This window comes from Acerihabitans sp., from assembly GCF_036398755.1.
Classification (GTDB): domain Bacteria; phylum Pseudomonadota; class Gammaproteobacteria; order Enterobacterales; family Enterobacteriaceae; genus Acerihabitans.
The window spans coordinates 66,676-85,441 of the sequence record NZ_DASWOM010000006.1; the positions used below are offsets into that span (position 1 = coordinate 66,676).

At 57.0% G+C, this 18,766-nt stretch carries 17 protein-coding genes; 13 read left to right on the top strand and 4 right to left on the bottom strand.

The genetic code is table 11. From position 1 onward, the window contains the following. The first annotated feature begins 13 nt into the window (after positions 1-13). The 4 genes from syd to VGC33_RS01215 all read left to right on the top strand — a co-directional run bounded on the left by syd (position 14) and on the right by VGC33_RS01215 (position 3,161). A complete protein-coding gene (gene syd, locus VGC33_RS01200) occupies positions 14-562 on the top strand; it encodes a SecY-interacting protein (protein ID WP_331118177.1) in 549 nt (182 codons plus the stop codon). A 991-nt stretch (positions 563-1,553) separates the two neighbouring features. Next, on the top strand, positions 1,554-1,910 hold the full coding sequence (locus tag VGC33_RS01205) for a YqcC family protein (RefSeq protein WP_331118179.1): 357 nt from the start codon (positions 1,554-1,556) through the stop codon (positions 1,908-1,910). Continuing rightward, a complete protein-coding gene (truC, locus tag VGC33_RS01210) occupies positions 1,903-2,694 on the top strand; it encodes a tRNA pseudouridine(65) synthase TruC (protein WP_331118181.1) in 792 nt (263 codons plus the stop codon). The genes VGC33_RS01205 and truC overlap by 8 nt, the downstream gene beginning before the upstream one ends. Positions 2,695-2,708: 14 nt before the next feature. Beyond that, on the top strand, positions 2,709-3,161 hold the full coding sequence (locus VGC33_RS01215; RefSeq protein WP_331118183.1) for a flavodoxin: 453 nt from the start codon (positions 2,709-2,711) through the stop codon (positions 3,159-3,161). A gap of 183 nt (positions 3,162-3,344) precedes the next feature. On the opposite strand, the gene VGC33_RS01220 is transcribed toward VGC33_RS01215, so the two are convergent. From VGC33_RS01220 to map, 4 genes are all read right to left on the bottom strand, one after another. After that, on the bottom strand, positions 3,345-3,737 hold the full coding sequence (locus VGC33_RS01220) for a DUF3461 family protein (protein WP_331118185.1): 393 nt from the start codon (positions 3,735-3,737) through the stop codon (positions 3,345-3,347). Positions 3,738-3,867: 130 nt separating this feature from the next. Then, entirely contained in the window at positions 3,868-4,692 is an 825-nt protein-coding gene (gene dapD / locus VGC33_RS01225) for a 2,3,4,5-tetrahydropyridine-2,6-dicarboxylate N-succinyltransferase (protein ID WP_331118187.1), read from the bottom strand. A 71-nt stretch (positions 4,693-4,763) separates the two neighbouring features. Further along, the gene (gene glnD / locus VGC33_RS01230) at positions 4,764-7,442 is read right to left on the bottom strand and encodes a bifunctional uridylyltransferase/uridylyl-removing protein GlnD (protein ID WP_331118189.1); all 2,679 of its coding nucleotides are present in this window, start codon (positions 7,440-7,442) and stop codon (positions 4,764-4,766) included. 117 nt (positions 7,443-7,559) lie between these two features. Then, positions 7,560-8,354, bottom strand: a complete 795-nt coding sequence (gene map / locus VGC33_RS01235) for a type I methionyl aminopeptidase (RefSeq protein WP_331118191.1) — start codon at positions 8,352-8,354, stop codon at positions 7,560-7,562. A gap of 338 nt (positions 8,355-8,692) precedes the next feature. On the opposite strand from map, the gene rpsB reads away from it, so the two are divergent. From rpsB to bamA, 9 genes are all read left to right on the top strand, one after another. Next, positions 8,693-9,418 (top strand): 30S ribosomal protein S2, encoded by a 726-nt coding sequence (gene rpsB / locus VGC33_RS01240; RefSeq protein WP_162368260.1) that lies wholly within the window; start codon positions 8,693-8,695, stop codon positions 9,416-9,418. A 118-nt stretch (positions 9,419-9,536) separates the two neighbouring features. Next, positions 9,537-10,394 carry a translation elongation factor Ts gene (gene tsf, locus VGC33_RS01245; RefSeq protein WP_331118194.1) on the top strand — a complete coding sequence of 286 codons (858 nt, stop codon included), beginning with the start codon at positions 9,537-9,539 and terminating at the stop codon, positions 10,392-10,394. 143 nt (positions 10,395-10,537) lie between these two features. Next, the gene (gene pyrH, locus VGC33_RS01250; protein WP_331118195.1) at positions 10,538-11,263 is read left to right on the top strand and encodes a UMP kinase; all 726 of its coding nucleotides are present in this window, start codon (positions 10,538-10,540) and stop codon (positions 11,261-11,263) included. Between the two features lie 136 nt (positions 11,264-11,399). Further along, the gene (frr, locus tag VGC33_RS01255) at positions 11,400-11,957 is read left to right on the top strand and encodes a ribosome recycling factor (protein ID WP_331118197.1); all 558 of its coding nucleotides are present in this window, start codon (positions 11,400-11,402) and stop codon (positions 11,955-11,957) included. Between the two features lie 206 nt (positions 11,958-12,163). Further along, the gene (ispC, locus tag VGC33_RS01260; RefSeq protein WP_331118199.1) at positions 12,164-13,360 is read left to right on the top strand and encodes a 1-deoxy-D-xylulose-5-phosphate reductoisomerase; all 1,197 of its coding nucleotides are present in this window, start codon (positions 12,164-12,166) and stop codon (positions 13,358-13,360) included. 209 nt (positions 13,361-13,569) lie between these two features. Beyond that, positions 13,570-14,331, top strand: coding sequence for a (2E,6E)-farnesyl-diphosphate-specific ditrans,polycis-undecaprenyl-diphosphate synthase (ispU, locus tag VGC33_RS01265; protein WP_331118201.1), 762 nt, complete (start codon positions 13,570-13,572; stop codon positions 14,329-14,331). A 9-nt stretch (positions 14,332-14,340) separates the two neighbouring features. After that, entirely contained in the window at positions 14,341-15,198 is an 858-nt protein-coding gene (gene cdsA, locus VGC33_RS01270) for a phosphatidate cytidylyltransferase (protein WP_331118203.1), read from the top strand. A gap of 20 nt (positions 15,199-15,218) precedes the next feature. Further along, entirely contained in the window at positions 15,219-16,574 is a 1,356-nt protein-coding gene (gene rseP, locus VGC33_RS01275) for a sigma E protease regulator RseP (RefSeq protein ID WP_331118205.1), read from the top strand. Between the two features lie 36 nt (positions 16,575-16,610). After that, a partial coding sequence (bamA, locus tag VGC33_RS01280) for an outer membrane protein assembly factor BamA (protein ID WP_331118207.1) occupies positions 16,611-18,766 on the top strand: 2,156 nt, incomplete at its 3' end.

Here is an 18,766-nt window from a genome sequence, read left to right on the forward strand (position 1 = left end):
GATGAGAGAGAATATGGATTACCAAGTGTCACAGTCATTACAGGATTTTACCCGCCGTTATCTGCATCACTGGCAGTCCCTTACCGGCAATCCTCCGGCCAGCCGGGCGCTGTATGGCGTTCCTTCGCCCTGCGTGGTAAGCGAGGACGACAGCCGGGTATTCTGGCAGCCGCGCCAGCCGCAGGAGGCATTGACGCTCGCGGGCGTCGAGCGGGCGATGGAGATGCGGCTGCGCCCGGAAGCCTGGGCATTTTATTGCACCCAGCTCGCCGGCGATATGACCGTGTCCCACCAGGGACAATCCCTTGAGCTGCTCCAGGTCTGGAGCGAGGCGGACGGGGTGCGCATTCAGGAAAACCTTATCGGTCACCTGCTGATGCAAAAACGGCTGAAGATCGCGCCCACCGTGTTTATCGCCACCACCGACTCCGAACTGAGCCTGGTCTCTGTATCCAATCTGACCGGCGAAGTGCTGCTCGAAGAGGTGGGGCGCAAAAAAAATACCGTGCTGGCGCCCACGCTTCAGGATTTTTTATCCCGGCTCGTCCCCTGCGTTACATGAAAAAAACAGGCGATTTTGTAGAAGGGCTTGTGAGAGATCTCTTACATTTCTTGTAGGATAATGCTATTAATTTAAGTTTTTTTTAGGCTAATAATCTCAATTTAACTAAATTTATCAACGAATTAATTAGCATAATTAACAGTGTGGCCGTAAACAATATTTACTATAAGCAGTAACTGTCTTGTATAAGCACTAAGATTAAGCGATCTTATCATTCGGTTCAGAACGCGGCTAAGGCTGTTGGTCCTGTTCCATCCGATAGGGAAGGGTTCAGGATGAGCTGTAACAAGGATGGCCTCATGATGAGGCCCGGACGATTCAGGATGATGATGAGGACACCTCCAGGATGGAGAATGTGAGCGGGTCAGGGAGTACCAGCGGGGCGGGAATGCCTGAAGGAAATACGTTAGACAACGTAGGCGGCTTTCAAGGACGGGGATTGCCGACAAGGAGTGTTGCCGGGTTATCGTGAGTATAACGCTTATCATGGATGAATGCAGGGAGCACAACAATAGCGGGATTGCTATAAACGAACCGGGGGTACTGTAGCGATACAGTACCCCCTTTTCTTTGGCGCGCCGCCCCGGACGTTCCCCTGCCGATCAAAAAGATATTAATATATATAATTAAATTTAGTAGATATCTAATAATTTCCATTTACCAGCCGGCATCAATAACGCATCAGCAAGCTAATTTTTTTCTATAAAATACCCTATTGGAATGACCTTCGCTTGGGGAAAATATGAATACGGCAATCTAATCCGCTGATTATTGTGATAATCATATTTTTATACCCATAAATAATATTTGTGATGAAGCTGGATGTGATAATAACGGGCTATTCCAAGCAGGGTTACAGACGGCCGCCGATGCCATCAGTTGTAATTATCAGGCTAACTTCCTATGTCATAATTAGTACCAGACAAGGTTAAGTGCTATGCTTTGCCGTTTTGTCACACCCGGCTCAGCAGGCCCCAGCGTGGAGCATACGATGGAATTACACCAACAGGTCCGCCAGCGGCTGTTTGCCATTGAGCAGGCGATGCGTTCATTGTCAATGTGGCAGCCGCTGCCGCCGGCGCGTGAGGCATTTGACAGCCAGGAGCCCTTCTGTATCGATACCATGCGCCCCGAAGAATGGCTGCAATGGATGCTGCTGCCGCGCATGCACGCCCTGCTGGACCAGCAGGCGGCATTGCCGCGACGCTTTGCCATCACGGCTTATTTCGAGGAAGCGTTTCCGCACGCCGCCGCTTTGCTGACCCAATTACAGCGGCTCGACGACTTACTTAATATCGATCCCCCCCAGGATCCCCACCCGCAGGCGCCGATAATCCAGCATGATTGAGATATGTTACCAGGACGAATATATAGTGGCGGTGAACAAGCCGGCGGGCTGGCTGGTGCACCGCAGTTGGCTGGACCGCCGGGAAAAGGTGGTGGTGATGCAAACGGTGCGCGATATGCTGGGACAGCACGTCTTTACCGTCCATCGCCTGGATCGGCCTACTTCCGGCGTGCTGTTGCTGGCGCTGTCAAGTGAGGTGGCGCGCAGTTTATCCGAACAGTTTGAACAGCACCGGGTCGGGAAAACCTACCATGCGGTGGCGCGTGGATATATGGAAGGCGAGGGCGTGGTCGATTATGCCCTGACTCAGGAACTGGACAAGATAGCCGACAAATTCGCCCAGCCGGACAAAGCGCCGCAGCCGGCGGTAAGCCATTACCGGGCGCTGGCGCGGGTGGAAATGCCGGTGGCTATCGGCCGCTACCCCACCTCCCGCTACAGCCTGATGGAACTGACGCCGCAAACCGGCCGCAAACACCAGCTGCGCCGCCACATGTCCCACCTGCACCACCCGCTGATAGGCGACTCCACCCACGGTGATTTGCGCCAGAATCGCGGGTTCGCCCGCACGTTTGACTGCGCGCGATTAATGCTGCACGCCAGCTGCCTGGAATTAACCCATCCGGTTACCGGTAAAGCGTTAAAAATCAACGCCGGCTGGGATCAGGCCTGGCAAAATTTGATGGTCCGGTTCGGCTGGACGGGTATTATCCCTGAATATGAAAGGGTTGAGTTTCCCGCGGCATCGGGTCAGGATATGGCATCTTCTATGCTGGCTGAATAAAAGGGAGTCAAAGCATGGCCCAAGTGGGTATTTTTGTCGGGACGGTGTACGGTAATGCCTTGCTGGTCGCCGAAGAAGCGCAAGCCATCCTGGCCGAAGCGGGCTTTGAGGTAAAATTGTTTGACGAGGGCACGCTGGAGTCCTGGCAATATTATCGGCAACATCATGTGCTGATCGTTACCTCCACCACCGGACAGGGCAATTTTCCCGACTCCATCGCGCCGTTATTCCAGGCAGTAAAGGATCATGTCGGCTACCAGCCGGAGCTGCGCTACGGGCTGATTGCCCTCGGCGACAGCAGTTATGACAATTTCTGCGGCGCCGGGCACACATTTGACGCGTTGCTGCAGGAACAGGGCGCGGTCAGGGTAGGGGAATTGCTGGAAATCGATGCGCTGACGCATCCGGAACCGGAAGTGATTTCCAGCCCCTGGGTCAAAAAATGGGCGGAACTGATCAAAAGTTAACGTCAAGCCCCGGCGCGCTATGCCCGCCAACGCCGATCTCAACGCAGACGTGTTAAAGGGAGAGCGTGCCGGTGGGGTCGAATCGGGCGTGGTTTTCCCGCCCGACCGAGTGCCCCATGGCATGCTAGGCCCGCCAACGCCGAACTCAACGCAGACGTGTTGAAGGGCGGACGTGCCGGGGGATCATGGTTTATTGCGGGTCAGCTTTTCCAGATCGGCTTCGATCTCGGCGATCTTATTGGACACCACGCTGTCCAAATGGCGCAAATCTTCCAAAATCTTATGCTTCAAATCCACCTCGGTCTGATCGCGCAGGCAAAGCTTGTCCAGCTCGTCAATCACATAACGCAGATTGGGGCTGATTTCATTGATCTCGCGATAGCCCTCGGCGACGTTATCTGAAACCACGGTTTTACGCTGCCGCGGATATTTAAATTTAACGCTCTTGGCAAAAAATTCGCCTTTATCCCGCCGAAAATAAATTTTCAAAATATCGTTATTGGCTTCCTGACGCAGGCTGTATCGGTCGATATCGTCCGGATGATTAACGCCAAGGCTTTTAAGATTGTCGTACATAGCGCTACCTCTGGTATATGTTGCCGGGGTTCCGGAATGATTATGACGCCCGCAGGCGCCATAAAATGTGATTAACGGCTAAGATTACAGCCAAATATCCGGGCGGTTGACGCTTTCGCCACTAAAGATATCAGTCTATCGTACGCAGCAGCTCATTAATACCGACCTTGCCGCGGGTTTTCGCGTCCACTTTCTTGACGATAACCGCGCAATACAAACCATAGCTCCCGTCTTTCGACGGCAAATTGCCGGAAACCACCACCGAACCGGCCGGTACGCGGCCGTAATGAATCTCACCGGTTTCACGATCGTAAATTTTAGTGCTCTGGCCGATAAACACGCCCATGGAGATAACCGACCCTTCCTCGACAATCACCCCCTCCACCACTTCCGAGCGGGCGCCGATAAAACAGTTATCCTCGATAATGGTGGGATTGGCCTGTAAAGGCTCCAGCACGCCGCCGATGCCAACGCCGCCGGACAAGTGAACATTCTTGCCGATTTGCGCGCATGATCCGACCGTTGCCCAGGTATCGACCATGGTGCCTTCATCGACGTAGGCGCCTATATTCACATACGACGGCATCAGCACGGTATTGCGGGCGATAAACGCGCCCTGGCGCACGCTGGCGGGCGGCACGACGCGAAAACCCTCGCGTTGGAAACGGGCGGCGTCATACTGGGCGAATTTCATCGGCACTTTATCGAAGTAGCGGGTTTCCGCCCCTTCCATCACCTGATTGTCGCTGATACGAAATGACAGCAATACCGCTTTTTTCAGCCATTGATGGGTGACCCATTCACCGTTGATTTTTTCCGCCACCCGCAGCGCGCCGCTGTCCAATTGGCTGATAACCTGCCGGACGGCCTCGAGGGTGACGCTGTCGGCCGTGGCCGGCGTGATGTCCGCGCGGCGCTCAAAGGCGCTTTCAACGATCTGTTGTAATTGCTGCATCCTGTCTTGTCCCGTTTCTTGTCGAATGAATAGATGAACGCGGCCAGCCGCTGCCGCGCACACTAGTTGTATCATATTTTATCGTTTGGATTGAGCGCCTCTGTCAAGCGCCGTTCCAGTTCCTGCTGTATTTCCGGACTTAATGCGCGCCGATCGCTGCCCGCCAGGATAAATAAATCCTCCACCCGCTCGCCGATGGTGGAAATCCTGGCGCCGTGCAGCGACACCCCCATATCGACGAACACCTCGCTGACGCGGGCCAGCAGGCCCGGCTGATCCAATGCCGTAAGTTCCAGGTAGCTGCGCCGGTCCGACTGGGTCGGCAGGAATACCACCGAAGTGGCGACATTAAAATGCCTGAGCTTGGGCGAAGGACGGCGCACGCGCGGATGCTGGTATTTGCCGGGCTGCAGCGTTTGCAGCAGCGCCTGGCCGATAACCTGATGGCGGTCCGGCGCCAGGGGACTGCCGTCCGGTTCGAGCACCACAAAGGTATCCATGGCCATGCCGTCGCGGTTGGTAAAGATCTGCGCGTCATGTACGCTAAGGTTGCGCCGATCCAGCTCGCCGGTGACGGCGGCGAACAGATAAGGACGGTCCTGGTTCCAGATGAAGATTTCGGTGCCGCCGCGCGTGGCCTGCGGGCTAATCAGCACCAGCGGCTCATTGGAATGGTGGCGCAGCAAATGGCGGGCGTGCCAGGCCAGCTGGTTTGGGGAATGGCGCAGGAAATAATCCGCCCGGCAGCGATTCCAGATGGCGTGCAGCGCCTCCTCGTCGATGTTCTCCATGCGCAGCAGCGCCAGCGCCTGCATCCGGTGGTGGCGGATCCTGGCGCGCATATCCGGCGCGCTTTGCATGCCGCGGCGCAGGAGTTTTTCGGTGGCGAAAAACAGCTCGCGCAGCAGGCTTTGTTTCCAGCTGTTCCACAGGGTTTCATTGGTGGCGCAGATATCGGCCACCGTCAGGCACAGCAGGTAATGCAGGCGGTTTTCGGTTTGCACCTCGGCGGCAAACTCCCGCAGCACATCCGGATCCTGGATATCCCGTCGTTGCGCCGTGACCGACATCACCAGATGGTCGCGCACCAGCCAGGAAACCAGTTGGGCTTCGCGGGCGTGCAGACCGTGCAGCTCGGCAAACTCCAGCGCATCTTTCGCCCCCAGCCGGGAATGATCGCCGCCGCGCCCCTTGGCGATATCATGGAACAGCGCCGCCAGCAGCAGCAGATGATGGTGCGCCAGGCGCGGGAACAGCTCGACGCATAATGGATGCTGCGGCCGCACCTTTTCATCGGCGAAGCTTTCAAGCTTCATCAATACGCGAATGGTATGTTCATCCACCGTATAGGCATGGAACAGATCGAACTGCATCTGGCCGACGATATTGCTCCACTGCGGCATATAGGCCCAGAGCACGCTATGGCGGTGCATCGGCAGCAGGGCGTGCCGCACCGCGCCGGGATGGCGCAGTATGGCCATAAACAGTTGCCGCGCCTTGGGATTGTTGCACAGCGGCTCGGCCAGATGGCGGCGGGCGTAGCGCAGCTGGCGCAGCGTGGCGGAATAGATGCCGGTAATGTTCTGATGCACCACCATCTGGTAAAACATACGCAGTATGGCTTCCGGCTCGCGCGCGAACAGCGTCTCGTCGCGCAGGTCGATAAGGCTGCCGCGCAGCTGGAAATCCGCGTCCAGCGGCTGCGGCTTATCGTCCGGCCCCAGGGCCAGGATGGCTTCATCGAATAATTGCAGCAGCATTTGGTTCAGTTCGCCAATGCGGCGGGTGACGCGAAAGAAATCCTTCATCATCCGTTCCACCGGCACATTGCCCTCGCCGCTGTAACGCAAGATCTGCGCCACGCTTTGCTGACGGTCGAACAGCAGGCGGTTATCGTACCGGTTCAGCACCAGGTGCAGCGCGAAACGGATGCGCCAGAGAAAACTCTGGCACTCGATAAGCTCATCGCGCTCGGCCTGGGTAAGGAAGCCGAAACCGACCATTTCGTCCAGCGACGTGGCGCCGAAATGGCGATGGGCCACCCAAAGCAGGGTATGGATATCCCTTAGGCCGCCCGGACTGCTTTTGATATCCGGCTCCAGGTTGTAGCTGGTGCCGTGGTAGCGCTGGTGCCGTTCCTCCTGCTCCGCCAGCTTGGCCGGGAAAAATTCACGGGAAGGCCAGAATTCCTCGCTGAAGATGCTTTTTTGCAATTTCAGGAATAACGCCACGTCGCCGCAGATAAGCCGCGATTCGATCAAATTGGTGGCGACGGTGAGGTCCGCCAGCCCCTCCTGCAGGCATTGCTCCAGGGTGCGCACGCTATGGCCGACTTCCAGCTTTAAATCCCACAGCAGCGTCAGCAGCTCGCTGACGGCATGGGCCTGCGCGGCCGAAAGCGGTTCCTGGCTCAGCACCAGCACGTCGATATCCGATAAAGGATGCAGCTCCGCGCGGCCATAGCCGCCCACCGCCACCAGCGCGGTTTCCGGCGCCGCGCCGAAACCGTACAATCGCCAAAGCTGGCGCAGCAGCTGATCGATATACAACGCCCGCGCGTCGATAAGCGTCTCGGCCGGCACCCCGGCGTTAAACGCCGCCGCCAGCCAGCCCTGGAAATCATCCAGGCGACTTTTAAGAAACCCGCGGTTCAAGGCGTCGTCCGGCCAGGTCAGCGGCGAGGCGGGCTTGGCCGGCAGGGCGGCGGCGGGGGCGGGCTTATTGGCGTAGAGCAGGATTTTATCCGGCATAGGGAACCCATGGTAAAGCCGGTGGATCGGGCGCGGGGCACACCGCCCCGGACCATCCGGCGAAGGACAATACATAGCGCGCGGGACGCCGGACGGCGCGTGCCGCGCGATTAACCATCAAGCCGCGTGCGTAATGATCGTCGGCAGGGTGTCGTCGCTGCGCAGGGTCATGATTTCACAACCGCTGTCGGTGACCACAATAGTATGTTCGTATTGCGCCGACAAGCTGCGATCCTTGGTCTTCACCGTCCAGCCGTCCTTCATGGTGCGGATGCGGTAATCGCCGGCGTTGACCATGGGTTCAATGGTAAACGCCATGCCCGGCTGCAGCACCACGCCGCCGTCGTCGGCATCATAGTGCAGGACCTGCGGATCTTCGTGGAAACCCTCGCCGATGCCGTGCCCGCAGTACTCGCGCACCACGGAAAAGTTTTCCGCCTCGACGAACTGCTGGATGGCTTTGCCCAGCGTGCGCAGGCGTATGCCGGGTTTCACCATGTTGATGGCCAGGTACAGGCTCTCCTTGGTGATGCGGCACAGGCGCTCGCCGAGTATGGTCGGCTTGCCGACGATAAACATTTTCGACGTATCGCCGTGGAAGCCGTCCTTGATAACGGTGACGTCGATATTGATGATATCGCCGTCCTTGAGTATTTTTTCATCCGAGGGAATGCCGTGGCACACCACTTCATTTACGGAGATGCACACGGACTTGGGATAACCGTGATAGCCGAGACTGGCGGAAATGGCGTGCTGATGCACGGTAATATGCTCGTGGCACAGGCGATCAAGCTCGCCGGTGCTGACGCCCGGGACAACGTGGGGCGCGATTATTTCCAGTACTTCGGCGGCAAGCCGGCCGGCAACGCGCATTTTGGCGATATCATCGGAATTTTTAATTGGAATGGCCATGAAGAGATCCGCAGTCGGCGTGAAAGTCGACGATTTTATGATTAAGCTTAAGTAGAGGATAATGTTACCAGTCCTGCCATAAGACTGCCAAATTATCATTTAATGCCGGTGCCTGGACTGAACAAAGAGTGGAGTCCGGGCGCGGATTATGGTATAAAGCGCGCCGACGATCGGCGTAGAGTATTTTGGTCCTATGCGCCGTTCAGATCAACTAAACTCAATTGTGTAATTACACACACGTGTCGGCACATACGCCGGGGTGCCTTGGCCAGTAGGGCGGGGTCGGTCGTATGGGACACGTGGAGGCATAACCCCAAACTTTAACAAGAGGTTTAATCATGGCAACTGTTTCCATGCGTGACATGCTCAAAGCGGGTGTACATTTCGGCCACCAGACCCGTTACTGGAACCCGAAAATGAAGCCTTTCATCTTCGGTTCGCGTAATAAAGTACACATCATCAACCTTGAGCAGACGGTACCGATGTTCAACGACGCCTTGGCTGAATTGAACAAAATTGCCTCCCGCAAGGGTAAAATCCTGTTTGTCGGCACCAAGCGCGCGGCAAGTGAAGCGGTAAAAGAAGCTGCCAACAGCTGCGATCAATTCTTCGTGAATCATCGCTGGTTAGGCGGGATGCTGACCAACTGGAAAACGGTTCGTCAGTCCATCAAGCGTTTGAAGGATCTGGAAACCCAGTCCCAGGACGGTACGTTCGAAAAGCTGACCAAAAAAGAGGCGCTGATGCGTACTCGCGAACTGGCCAAGCTGGAAAACAGCCTGGGTGGTATCAAGGACATGGGCGGCCTGCCGGACGCATTGTTTGTTATCGATGCCGAGCACGAGCACATCGCCATCAAAGAAGCGAACAACCTGGGCATCCCGGTGTTCTCTATTGTTGATACCAACTCCGATCCGGACGGCGTGGATTTCATTATCCCGGGTAACGATGACGCCATCCGCGCCATCAACCTGTACCTGACCGCCGTTGCCACCGCCGTTCGCGAAGGCCGCTCTCAGGACCTGGTTGAGCAGGCCGAAGAAAGCTTTGTAGAAACTGAATAATAAGGCATGCTCTTTATTGAGCTCTTATTAACCAAGTTTTAACTATGTTGGTTAGAGGGCCTGGCTTCAGGCCCTCTTTTTTACCTATCCCCCCTCATGGGATAACGAGGAAAAAATAATGGCTGATATTACCGCCGCCCTGGTGAAAGAACTGCGCGAACGTACTGGCGCAGGCATGATGGAATGTAAAAAAGCGCTGGTCGAAGCTCAGGGCGATATCGAGCTGGCTATCGACAACATGCGTAAATCCGGTCAGGCCAAGGCCGCCAAGAAAGCGGGCCGCGTTGCCGCCGAAGGCATCATCCTGACTAAAATCGCCGCCGACGGCAAATACGGCGTCATCGTCGAGCTGAACTGTGAAACCGATTTCGTGGCCAAAGACGGCGGATTCAAAGCCTTCGGCGACGAAGTGATAAGCGCGGCGCTGGCCGAACGCATCACGGATATCGATACGCTGAAAGCCAAATTTGAAGATCAGCGCGCCGCGATGGTGGCCAAAATCGGTGAAAACATCAATATTCGCCGTGTAGCCGCATTGGAAGGCGACGTGCTGGGCACTTACCTGCACGGCGCGCGTATCGGCGTCATGGTGGCCGCCACCGGCGCTGACGAAGAACTGGTCAAGCATATCGCCATGCATATCGCCGCCAGCAAGCCTGAATATGTCCATGCCGAAGACGTACCGGCGGACGTGGTGGCCCGCGAGCACCAGATTCAGCTGGATATCGCCATGCAGTCCGGCAAGCCGCGTGAAATCGCCGAGAAAATGGTTGAAGGCCGCATGCGCAAGTTTACCGGCGAAATCTCCCTGACCGGCCAGCATTTCGTGATGGATCCGAGCAAGACCGTCGGCCAACTGCTCGAAGAGCACAAAGCCGCCGTTGCCGACTTCATCCGTTTTGAAGTGGGCGAGGGCATCGAAAAAGCGGAAGTCGACTTCGCCGCCGAAGTTGCCGCCATGAGCAAACAGTCTTAAAGTAGATATCCGGAACCGCCTCAAGGCGGTTCCTTTTTATGAGCTGAAATAAAGTCAGGGGACTTTTGCCGCACAAACTCTGCAAAACGCGGTCCAGAAGTCGGATCCGCCCATCTCGTTATCGCTGCTTAGGAAAAGACCAAATGGCAACCAATGCAAAACCCGTATACCAGCGTATCCTGCTCAAACTGAGCGGCGAAGCCCTGCAAGGCGCAGAAGGTTTCGGTATCGACGCCAGCGTCCTGGATCGCATGGCCCAGGAAGTGAAGGAGCTGGTCGAGCTGGGCATCCAGGTCGGCGTGGTGATAGGCGGCGGCAATTTGTTTCGCGGCGCGGGCCTGGCCCAGGCGGGCATGAATCGTGTGGTGGGCGACCATATGGGTATGCTGGCGACGGTGATGAACGGGCTGGCGATGCGCGACGCGCTGCACCGCGCCTACGTCAACGCCAGGCTGATGTCGGCCATTCCGCTTAACGGCGTATGCGATAATTACAGCTGGGCCGAGGCTATCAGCCTGCTGCGCAACAACCGGGTGGTGATTTTCGCCGCCGGTACCGGCAATCCCTTTTTTACCACCGATTCCGCCGCCTGCCTGCGCGGCATTGAAATCGAAGCCGATGTGGTGTTGAAGGCCACCAAAGTGGACGGCGTCTATTCCGCCGATCCGGTGAAAAACCCCGATGCCACCCTGTATGATCAGCTCAGCTACCAGGACGTGCTGGAGCAGGAGTTGAAAGTGATGGATTTGGCGGCGTTCACCCTGGCCCGGGATCATAATATCCCCATCAGGGTGTTTAATATGAACAAACCCGGCGCGCTGCGGCGAGTGGTGATGGGCGAGAAGGAAGGTACGCTCATTACCAAGTAGCCTTTGTCCACTAGGTTACAGTATCATGCCGATGTTACGGCAATAATAGACACGATCGGCTGCGGCTGGTCAGACTATCACGGGCTTGACGCAAGCGTAAGCCCGCCCGGATAACCAGTTTTCAAGGGTTCGCAACGTGATTAATGAAATCCGCAAAGATGCAGAACTGCGCATGGAAAAATGCGTAGAAGCATTCAAAAACCACATCGGCAAAATCCGTACCGGCCGTGCCTCTCCGGGCCTGCTTGATGGCATTCACATCGAATACTACGGTACGTCGACGCCGCTGCGCCAATTAGCGAACGTAGTGGCTGAAGATTCACGCACGCTGGCCATTACCGTATTCGACCGCTCCCTGAGCGCCGCGGTGGAAAAAGCCATCATGGCGTCCGACCTGGGCCTGAATCCCTCATCAGCCGGCAGCGTGATCCGCGTTCCGCTGCCCGCGCTTACCGAGGAACGCCGCCGGGACCTGATCAAGGTGGTGCGCGCCGAGGCGGAGCAGGGCAGGGTATCGGTGCGTAACGTGCGCCGCGACGCCAATGATAAAGTCAAAGCCATGCTTAAGGATAAAGAAATCAGCGAGGACGAGGATCGCCGTTCGCAGGACGATATCCAGAAGCTGACCGACGCCTTTATCAAAAAAGTCGACAGCGCGCTGGCCGACAAAGAAGCCGAGTTAATGGAAATTTAAGCGCACGGCGCTAAAGTGACGCCCTGTCGCGCGACAGGGCGCCGGTACTGTTTCGCATCGACAATCACGCCGCGGCGGCCAATCAATTTCATTGTTTGTCCGCCGCGGCTTTTTTTTGTCGGTAACGCCATAGACAAATGTTGCGCAACGTTACAGACTACTGTGCTTTCTAAATTTTTTTAACTCGCGGTTGTCCAGAGCACCTCATGAGAAATTTGACGATTCTCGGCTCCACTGGTTCGGTTGGAACCAGCACACTGGCCGTTGTTCAGCAAAATCCGGAAAAATTCGCCGTGCGCGCCCTGGTGGCCGGACGAAACAGTGCCGTCATGGCCCAACAGTGCCTGGCCTTCCGACCCAGGTATGCCTGTATGGCCGATGAGACGGCGGCGCTGGAGCTTAAACGCCTGCTGCGCGAGGCGGGCAGCGACACCGAGGTCATGGCGGGACCGCAGGCCGCCTGTGAACTGGCGGCCCTTGAGGGGGTGGACATGGTGATGGCCGCCATCGTGGGCGCCGCCGGGCTGGCGTCGACGCTTGCGGCGATCCGCGCCGGTAAAACCGTGCTGCTGGCCAATAAAGAGGCGCTGGTCACCTGCGGCCGACTGTTCATCAACGAGGTGCGCCAGAGCAAAGCGCAGCTTTTACCGGTGGATAGTGAACATAATGCGATTTTTCAGAGTTTACCCGAACCATTTCAGCGCCGGTTAGGGTACGCTTCCCTGGAGGCGCATGGCGTGTCGAGCATCATTCTTACCGGTTCCGGCGGTCCGTTTCGCACCACGGCGCTGTCCGAACTGGCCGCCATGACGCCGGATCAGGCCTGCGCCCATCCCAACTGGTCGATGGGGCGCAAAATCTCCGTTGACTCGGCGACGATGATGAACAAAGGGCTGGAGTATATCGAGGCGCGGTGGTTATTCAACGCCTCGGCGGCGCAAATGGAGGTGATAGTGCATCCGCAGTCGGTGGTGCATTCCATGGTCCGTTACCGCGACGGCAGCGTGCTGGCGCAGCTGGGCTCGCCGGATATGCGCACGCCCATCGCCCATGCGATGGCCTATCCCGACCGGGTGGCGACCGGGGTCGAACCGCTTGATTTTTACCGTATCGGCGGGCTGACCTTCGAGCGGGCCGATGAAGCGCGCTACCCGTGCCTGCAATTGGCGATCGACGCCTGCGAACTCGGCCAGGCGGCCACCACGACGCTCAACGCCGCCAACGAGGTGGCGGTGGCGGCGTTTTTACAGGGGCGGGTGCGTTTTACCGCTATTGCCCCGCTGGTCCGCGCCACGCTTGAGCGCATGGTGTTGAGCGAGCCGGCAAGCGTGGAAGACGTCGTGGCGATTGACGCCGAGGCAAGGTGCGTGGCGGTGCGCGAAATGGCCGCTTTTATACAGTAAAATCAGCCGGAGCCGGGCATGACCCGGGTCGCGCCCTGATTTGTTCCGCCGCTGCTGAAATGATATAGTCAGCGCCAATTGTCTCCAGGATGATGGCTGGCCATAAGAAATCCGGAGTGAGCCGTGTTAGTACACGGCTTTTTTGCGCATTCGGGGCCTACTGTTCCGGAAAGACGGTTGTATTCTTATTGAGGAAACACGTAAGCGTTATGTCGTCCGAAAATCAGCACGAGGCTACTATTCTGTCTTCATCCACCCCCCGTCACGTGGCCATCATCATGGATGGCAACGGTCGTTGGGCCAAAAGCCGGGGAAGATTACGCATCTTCGGTCATAAAGCGGGGGTGAAGTCAGTTCGTCGCGCGGTCAGTTTTGCCGTAAGCCATCATTTCGATGCTCTAACGCTTTACGCCTTCAGCAGCGAGAACTGGAACCGGCCGACCCAGGAGGTTTCCGCGCTGATGGAATTATTCGTCAGGGCATTGGACAGCGAAGTAAAAAGCCTGCATAAACATAACGTCCGGTTACGTATTATCGGCGATACCAGCCGTTTTGGCCTGCGTTTACAGGAGCGTATCCGCCGATCCGAAGCCCTGACGCAAAATAACAATGGGTTAACCCTCAATATTGCCGCGAATTATGGCGGCCGTTGGGATATTATTCAGGGCGTGAAGCGACTGGCCGAAGAAGTACAGGAAGGGATATTGCGTCCCGATCAGATCGATGAGGACGCCCTGTGCCGGCATGTCTGCCTCAATGAGCTCGCACCGGTGGATTTGGTGATTCGCACCGGCGGAGAACATCGCATCAGTAATTTTTTATTATGGCAGATAGCTTATGCCGAACTCTATTTTACCGATGTGCTGTGGCCGGATTTTGACGAAGACGTTTTTGAAGGTGCGCTGAATGCTTTTGCTCAACGTGAGCGGCGCTTCGGAGGAACTACGCCTAATGATGCCAACGCGTCCTAGGGGGGATTTTTGCTGAAGTCTCGCTTGATTACTGCCTTTATACTGATACCTATTGTTATCGCCGCGCTTTTTTTACTGCCTCCGCTGGGGTTCGCGCTGGTTACGCTCGTCGTGTGCATGCTGGCGGCGTGGGAATGGGGGCAGCTTGCCGGCCTGGCGACCCGCAGCCAGCGGATCTGGCTGGCCATTCTGTGCGGGCTGTTGCTGGCGCTGATGATGTTCACCATACCGGACTACCACCCGTTCGTTACCGCCCCCATGGTGAAATACGCGCTGGGAGCCTCGCTGGCGTGGTGGATCGCGGCATTGGCGCTGGTGCTGTTCTATCCGCGTTCAAGCGCGTTCTGGCGCCATTCACGCACGCTGCGGCTGCTGTTCGGGGTGCTGACCATCATGCCTTTTTTTTGGGGCATGCTCACCCTGCGCCAGTATCACTACTCGGTAAATCACTTTACCGGCGCCTGGTGGCTGCTGTATGTGATGCTGCTGGTGTGGGGGGCGGACTCCGGCGCCTACCTCTTCGGGCGCGCGCTGGGCAAGCATAAGCTGGCGCCCAAGGTCTCTCCCGGCAAAACCTGGGAAGGCCTGGCGGGCGGCCTGGTGACCTCGGCCGTCATTTCCTGGCTGTTCGGCAAATACGCACCGCTGGACGCGCTGCCGCTCAGCCTGCTGGCCTGTTCGGTGATCGCGGCGCTGGCGTCGGTGCTGGGAGATTTAACGGAAAGCATGTTCAAACGCGAGGCCGGCATCAAAGACAGCGGGCACCTGATTCCGGGCCACGGCGGCATTTTGGATCGCATCGATAGCCTCACCGCCGCGGTGCCGGTTTTCGCCTGTTTAATGCTGCTGATTTTTAGAGCTATTTAATCGAGGGGCCAGGAGTTATCATGTTGCACTTTCTCTGGAATCTCGCCGCATTTATCGTCGCGCTGGGTATATTGATTACCGTGCATGAATTCGGCCACTTTTGGGTGGCCCGTCGCTGTGGCGTTACGGTGGAGCGTTTCTCCATCGGGTTCGGCCGCGCGCTGTGGCGTCATCGGGATAAGCGCGGCACCGAATATGTCATTGCGGCCATCCCCCTCGGGGGTTATGTAAAAATGCTGGACGAGCGGGTGGATACCGTCGCGCCCGAACGCCGGCATGAGGCGTTCAACCACAAAAAGGTCTGGCAGCGCGCCGCCATCATCAGCGCCGGCCCCATTGCCAATTTCATTTTTGCGGTGTTTGCCTACTGGCTGGTATTTTTGATAGGCGTGCCGAGTTTTCGTCCGGTAATCGGTGAGGTTACCCCAAATTCTATCGTCGCCCAGGCTGAAATTTCGCCCGGCATGGAACTAAAGTCGGTTGACGGTATCGAAACGCCTGACTGGGATTCGGTGCGGCTGGAGCTTATCGGCAAGATCGGCGATAGCCAGACCAGCGTCGGCGTCGCGCCTTTTGGATCTTCCCGTATTGAAAGGAAAATCCTCGATCTGCGCGCGTGGGATTTTGAACCGGATAAGCAGGATCCCATCATCGCGCTGGGGATTATTCCCCGGGGTCCGCAGATAGAACCGGTGCTCGCGGAAGTGCAAAACGCGTCCGCGGCGGCAAAAGCCGGTTTGCAAGCTGGCGACAGGATCGTTAAAGTCGATGGTCAGCCCGTCGGCCGCTGGCAGAATTTCGTCATGCAGGTACGGGATAATCCCGGCAAGCCCCTGGCGCTGGAAATCGATCGCCGGGGTGAAAGCCTGCCGGTGACGTTGGTGCCCGATGAGAAGTCGGTAGGTAAAGGCGAAGTGGAAGGCTTCGCGGGTGTGGTGCCGAAAGTGACGCCATTGCCCGAGGAATACAAAACGATACGCCAGTACGGCCTGTTTCCCGCGTTTTATCAGGCTGGCGAAAAAACCTGGCAACTGATGAAGTTGACGGTCAGTATGCTGGGCAAACTGGTCACGGGAGATGTTAAGCTGAACAACCTGAGCGGGCCGATATCCATAGCCCAGGGCGCGGGGATGTCAGCGGACTATGGGTTGATCTACTACCTGATGTTCCTGGCGCTTATCAGCGTCAACCTGGGTATCATCAACCTGTTCCCGTTACCGGTGTTAGATGGTGGTCACTTGCTCTTCCTGGCGATAGAAAAGCTTAAGGGTGGGCCGGTTTCCGAACGAGTGCAGGATTTCAGTTATCGCATCGGTTCGATTTTGCTGGTGTTGTTAATGGGCCTTGCTCTTTTCAATGATTTCTCCCGGCTCTAGCGCTGGGGATTATGTTAGGAAGAACGCATAACCACGATGGCGATGAAAAAGTTGCTCATAGCGTCGCTGCTTCTTAGCAGCGCCACCGTATACGGTGCAGACGGGTTCGTAGTGAAGGACATTCATTTCGAAGGACTGCAGCGGGTCGCCGTCGGTGCGGCGTTACTCAGTATGCCGGTACGTGTCGGCGACACGGCCACTGACGAGGATATCGGCAATACTATCCGTGCCTTATTTGCCACCGGGAACTTTGAGGATGTCCGGGTGTTGCGTGATGGAGATACGCTGGTCGTCGAGGTCAAGGAACGCCCCACCATTGCCAGTATCACGTTCTCCGGCAATAAAGCGGTGAAAGAGGATCAGCTCAAGGAGAATCTTGAAGCATCCGGCGTCCGCGTCGGCGAAGCGCTGGATCGCACCACCATCTCCAATATCGAGAAGGGGCTTGAGGATTTCTACTACAGCGCCGGTAAATACAGCGCGACGGTGAAAGCCGTGGTGACGCCGCTGCCGCGCAACCGGGTCGATTTGAAACTGGTCTTCACCGAAGGCCTTTCAGCGCAAATCCAGCAGATCAATATTGTCGGCAACCATGCCTTCACCACCGATGAACTGGTCTCCCGGTTTCAACTGCGGGACGAAGTGCCGTGGTGGAACGTGGTGGGGGACCGCAAATACCAGAAGCAAAAACTGGCGGGCGACCTGGAGACACTGCGCAGTTTCTACCTCGATCGCGGTTATGCGCGCTTTAATATCGATTCTACCCAGGTCAGCCTGACGCCGGATAAAAAAGGCATCTACATCACTCTGAATATCACCGAGGGCGCGCAGTACCAGCTGTCCGGTACGGTGGTGAACGGGAATCTGGCCGGCCACTCCTCGGAAATCGACGCCTTGTCCCAGGTTAAACCGGGGGATTTGTACAGCGGCGCCAAGGTCACCAAGATGGAAAACGACATCAAGCAGCTGCTGGGGCGTTATGGTTACGCTTACCCCCGCGTGGTGACGCAGCCCGAGATCGACGATGCCGCCAAGACCGTCAAACTCCATATCAACGTTGATGCGGGCAACCGTTTCTACGTCCGGCGCGTGCGGTTCGAAGGCAACGACATTACCAAAGACGAAGTTCTGCGCCGCCAGATGCGCCAGATGGAAGGCGCCTGGCTGGGCAGCGATTTGGTGGATCAGGGCAAGGAGCGTCTGAACCGGCTCGGCTATTTTGAAACCGTCGATGCCGATACCCAGCGCGTTCCCGGCACCAGCGATCAGGTGGACGTTGTTTACAAGGTTAAAGAGCGTAATACCGGCAGCATTAACTTCGGCATCGGTTTCGGCACCGAGAGCGGCGTCAGCTTCCAGTTCGGCATCCAGCAGGACAACTGGCTGGGTACCGGCAACTCGGTGGGTATCAACGGGACCAAGAACGATTTCCAGACCTATGCCGAACTCTCTCTTACCGACCCCTTCTTCACCGTTGACGGTGTGAGCCTGGGGGGCCGCATTTTCTATAACGACTTCAAGGCGGATGACGCCGATCTGTCGGATTATACCAACAAGAGTTACGGTATCGGCTCCACGCTGGGCTTCCCCATCAGTGAAACCAATTCACTGAACCTGGGTGTTGATTATGTCCACAATGACTTGTCGAACATGCAACCCCAGATTGCCATGTGGCGCTATTTGAATGCCAACGGCATTTTCCCGAAGGTGGTGACGGGGGAAAATGAAACCAGCGACGCCGATTTCAGCACCGATGACTTCTTCTTTACCACCGGCTGGAGTTACAACAACCTGGACCGCGGGTACTTCCCGACGTCCGGCACCACCGCCAGCCTGAGCGGCAAGGTTACCGTCCCGGGTTCCGATAACGAATATTACAAATTGACCTTCGACACCACCAGCTACCTGCCGCTGTCCGAGTCCGGCAACTGGGTGCTGATGGGCCGCGGACGCGCCGGTTATGCCGACGGCCTGAGCGGCAAGCAAGTGCCGTTCTACGATAACTTCTTCGCCGGCGGTTCCAGCACGGTGCGTGGTTTCCGCTCCAACACCATCGGGCCGAAAGCCATTTATTTCGATTGCGCGGCCGGCGCCAAGTCCAACAACGACTGCCCGCTGGACAGATCCAGCGATGCGGTGGGCGGTAACGCCATGGCATTGTTAAGCGCGGAACTGATCGTGCCGACGCCGTT

What these genes read in the sequence shown, in the direction of transcription:
- VGC33_RS01215 (WP_331118183.1), top strand. Translation starts at nt 2,709, where the DNA reads ATGGCCCAAGTGGGTATTTTTGTCGGGACGGTGTACGGTAATGCCTTG.
- map (WP_331118191.1), bottom strand. Translation starts at nt 8,354, where the DNA reads ATGGCCATTCCAATTAAAAATTCCGATGATATCGCCAAAATGCGCGTT.
- glnD (WP_331118189.1), bottom strand. Translation starts at nt 7,442, where the DNA reads ATGCCGGATAAAATCCTGCTCTACGCCAATAAGCCCGCCCCCGCCGCC.
- truC (WP_331118181.1), top strand. Translation starts at nt 1,903, where the DNA reads ATGATTGAGATATGTTACCAGGACGAATATATAGTGGCGGTGAACAAG.
- pyrH (WP_331118195.1), top strand. Translation starts at nt 10,538, where the DNA reads ATGGCAACCAATGCAAAACCCGTATACCAGCGTATCCTGCTCAAACTG.
- VGC33_RS01220 (WP_331118185.1), bottom strand. Translation starts at nt 3,737, where the DNA reads ATGTACGACAATCTTAAAAGCCTTGGCGTTAATCATCCGGACGATATC.
- syd (WP_331118177.1), top strand. Translation starts at nt 14, where the DNA reads ATGGATTACCAAGTGTCACAGTCATTACAGGATTTTACCCGCCGTTAT.
- tsf (WP_331118194.1), top strand. Translation starts at nt 9,537, where the DNA reads ATGGCTGATATTACCGCCGCCCTGGTGAAAGAACTGCGCGAACGTACT.
- ispU (WP_331118201.1), top strand. Translation starts at nt 13,570, where the DNA reads ATGTCGTCCGAAAATCAGCACGAGGCTACTATTCTGTCTTCATCCACC.
- VGC33_RS01205 (WP_331118179.1), top strand. Translation starts at nt 1,554, where the DNA reads ATGGAATTACACCAACAGGTCCGCCAGCGGCTGTTTGCCATTGAGCAG.
- ispC (WP_331118199.1), top strand. Translation starts at nt 12,164, where the DNA reads ATGAGAAATTTGACGATTCTCGGCTCCACTGGTTCGGTTGGAACCAGC.
- dapD (WP_331118187.1), bottom strand. Translation starts at nt 4,692, where the DNA reads ATGCAGCAATTACAACAGATCGTTGAAAGCGCCTTTGAGCGCCGCGCG.
- rpsB (WP_162368260.1), top strand. Translation starts at nt 8,693, where the DNA reads ATGGCAACTGTTTCCATGCGTGACATGCTCAAAGCGGGTGTACATTTC.
- rseP (WP_331118205.1), top strand. Translation starts at nt 15,219, where the DNA reads ATGTTGCACTTTCTCTGGAATCTCGCCGCATTTATCGTCGCGCTGGGT.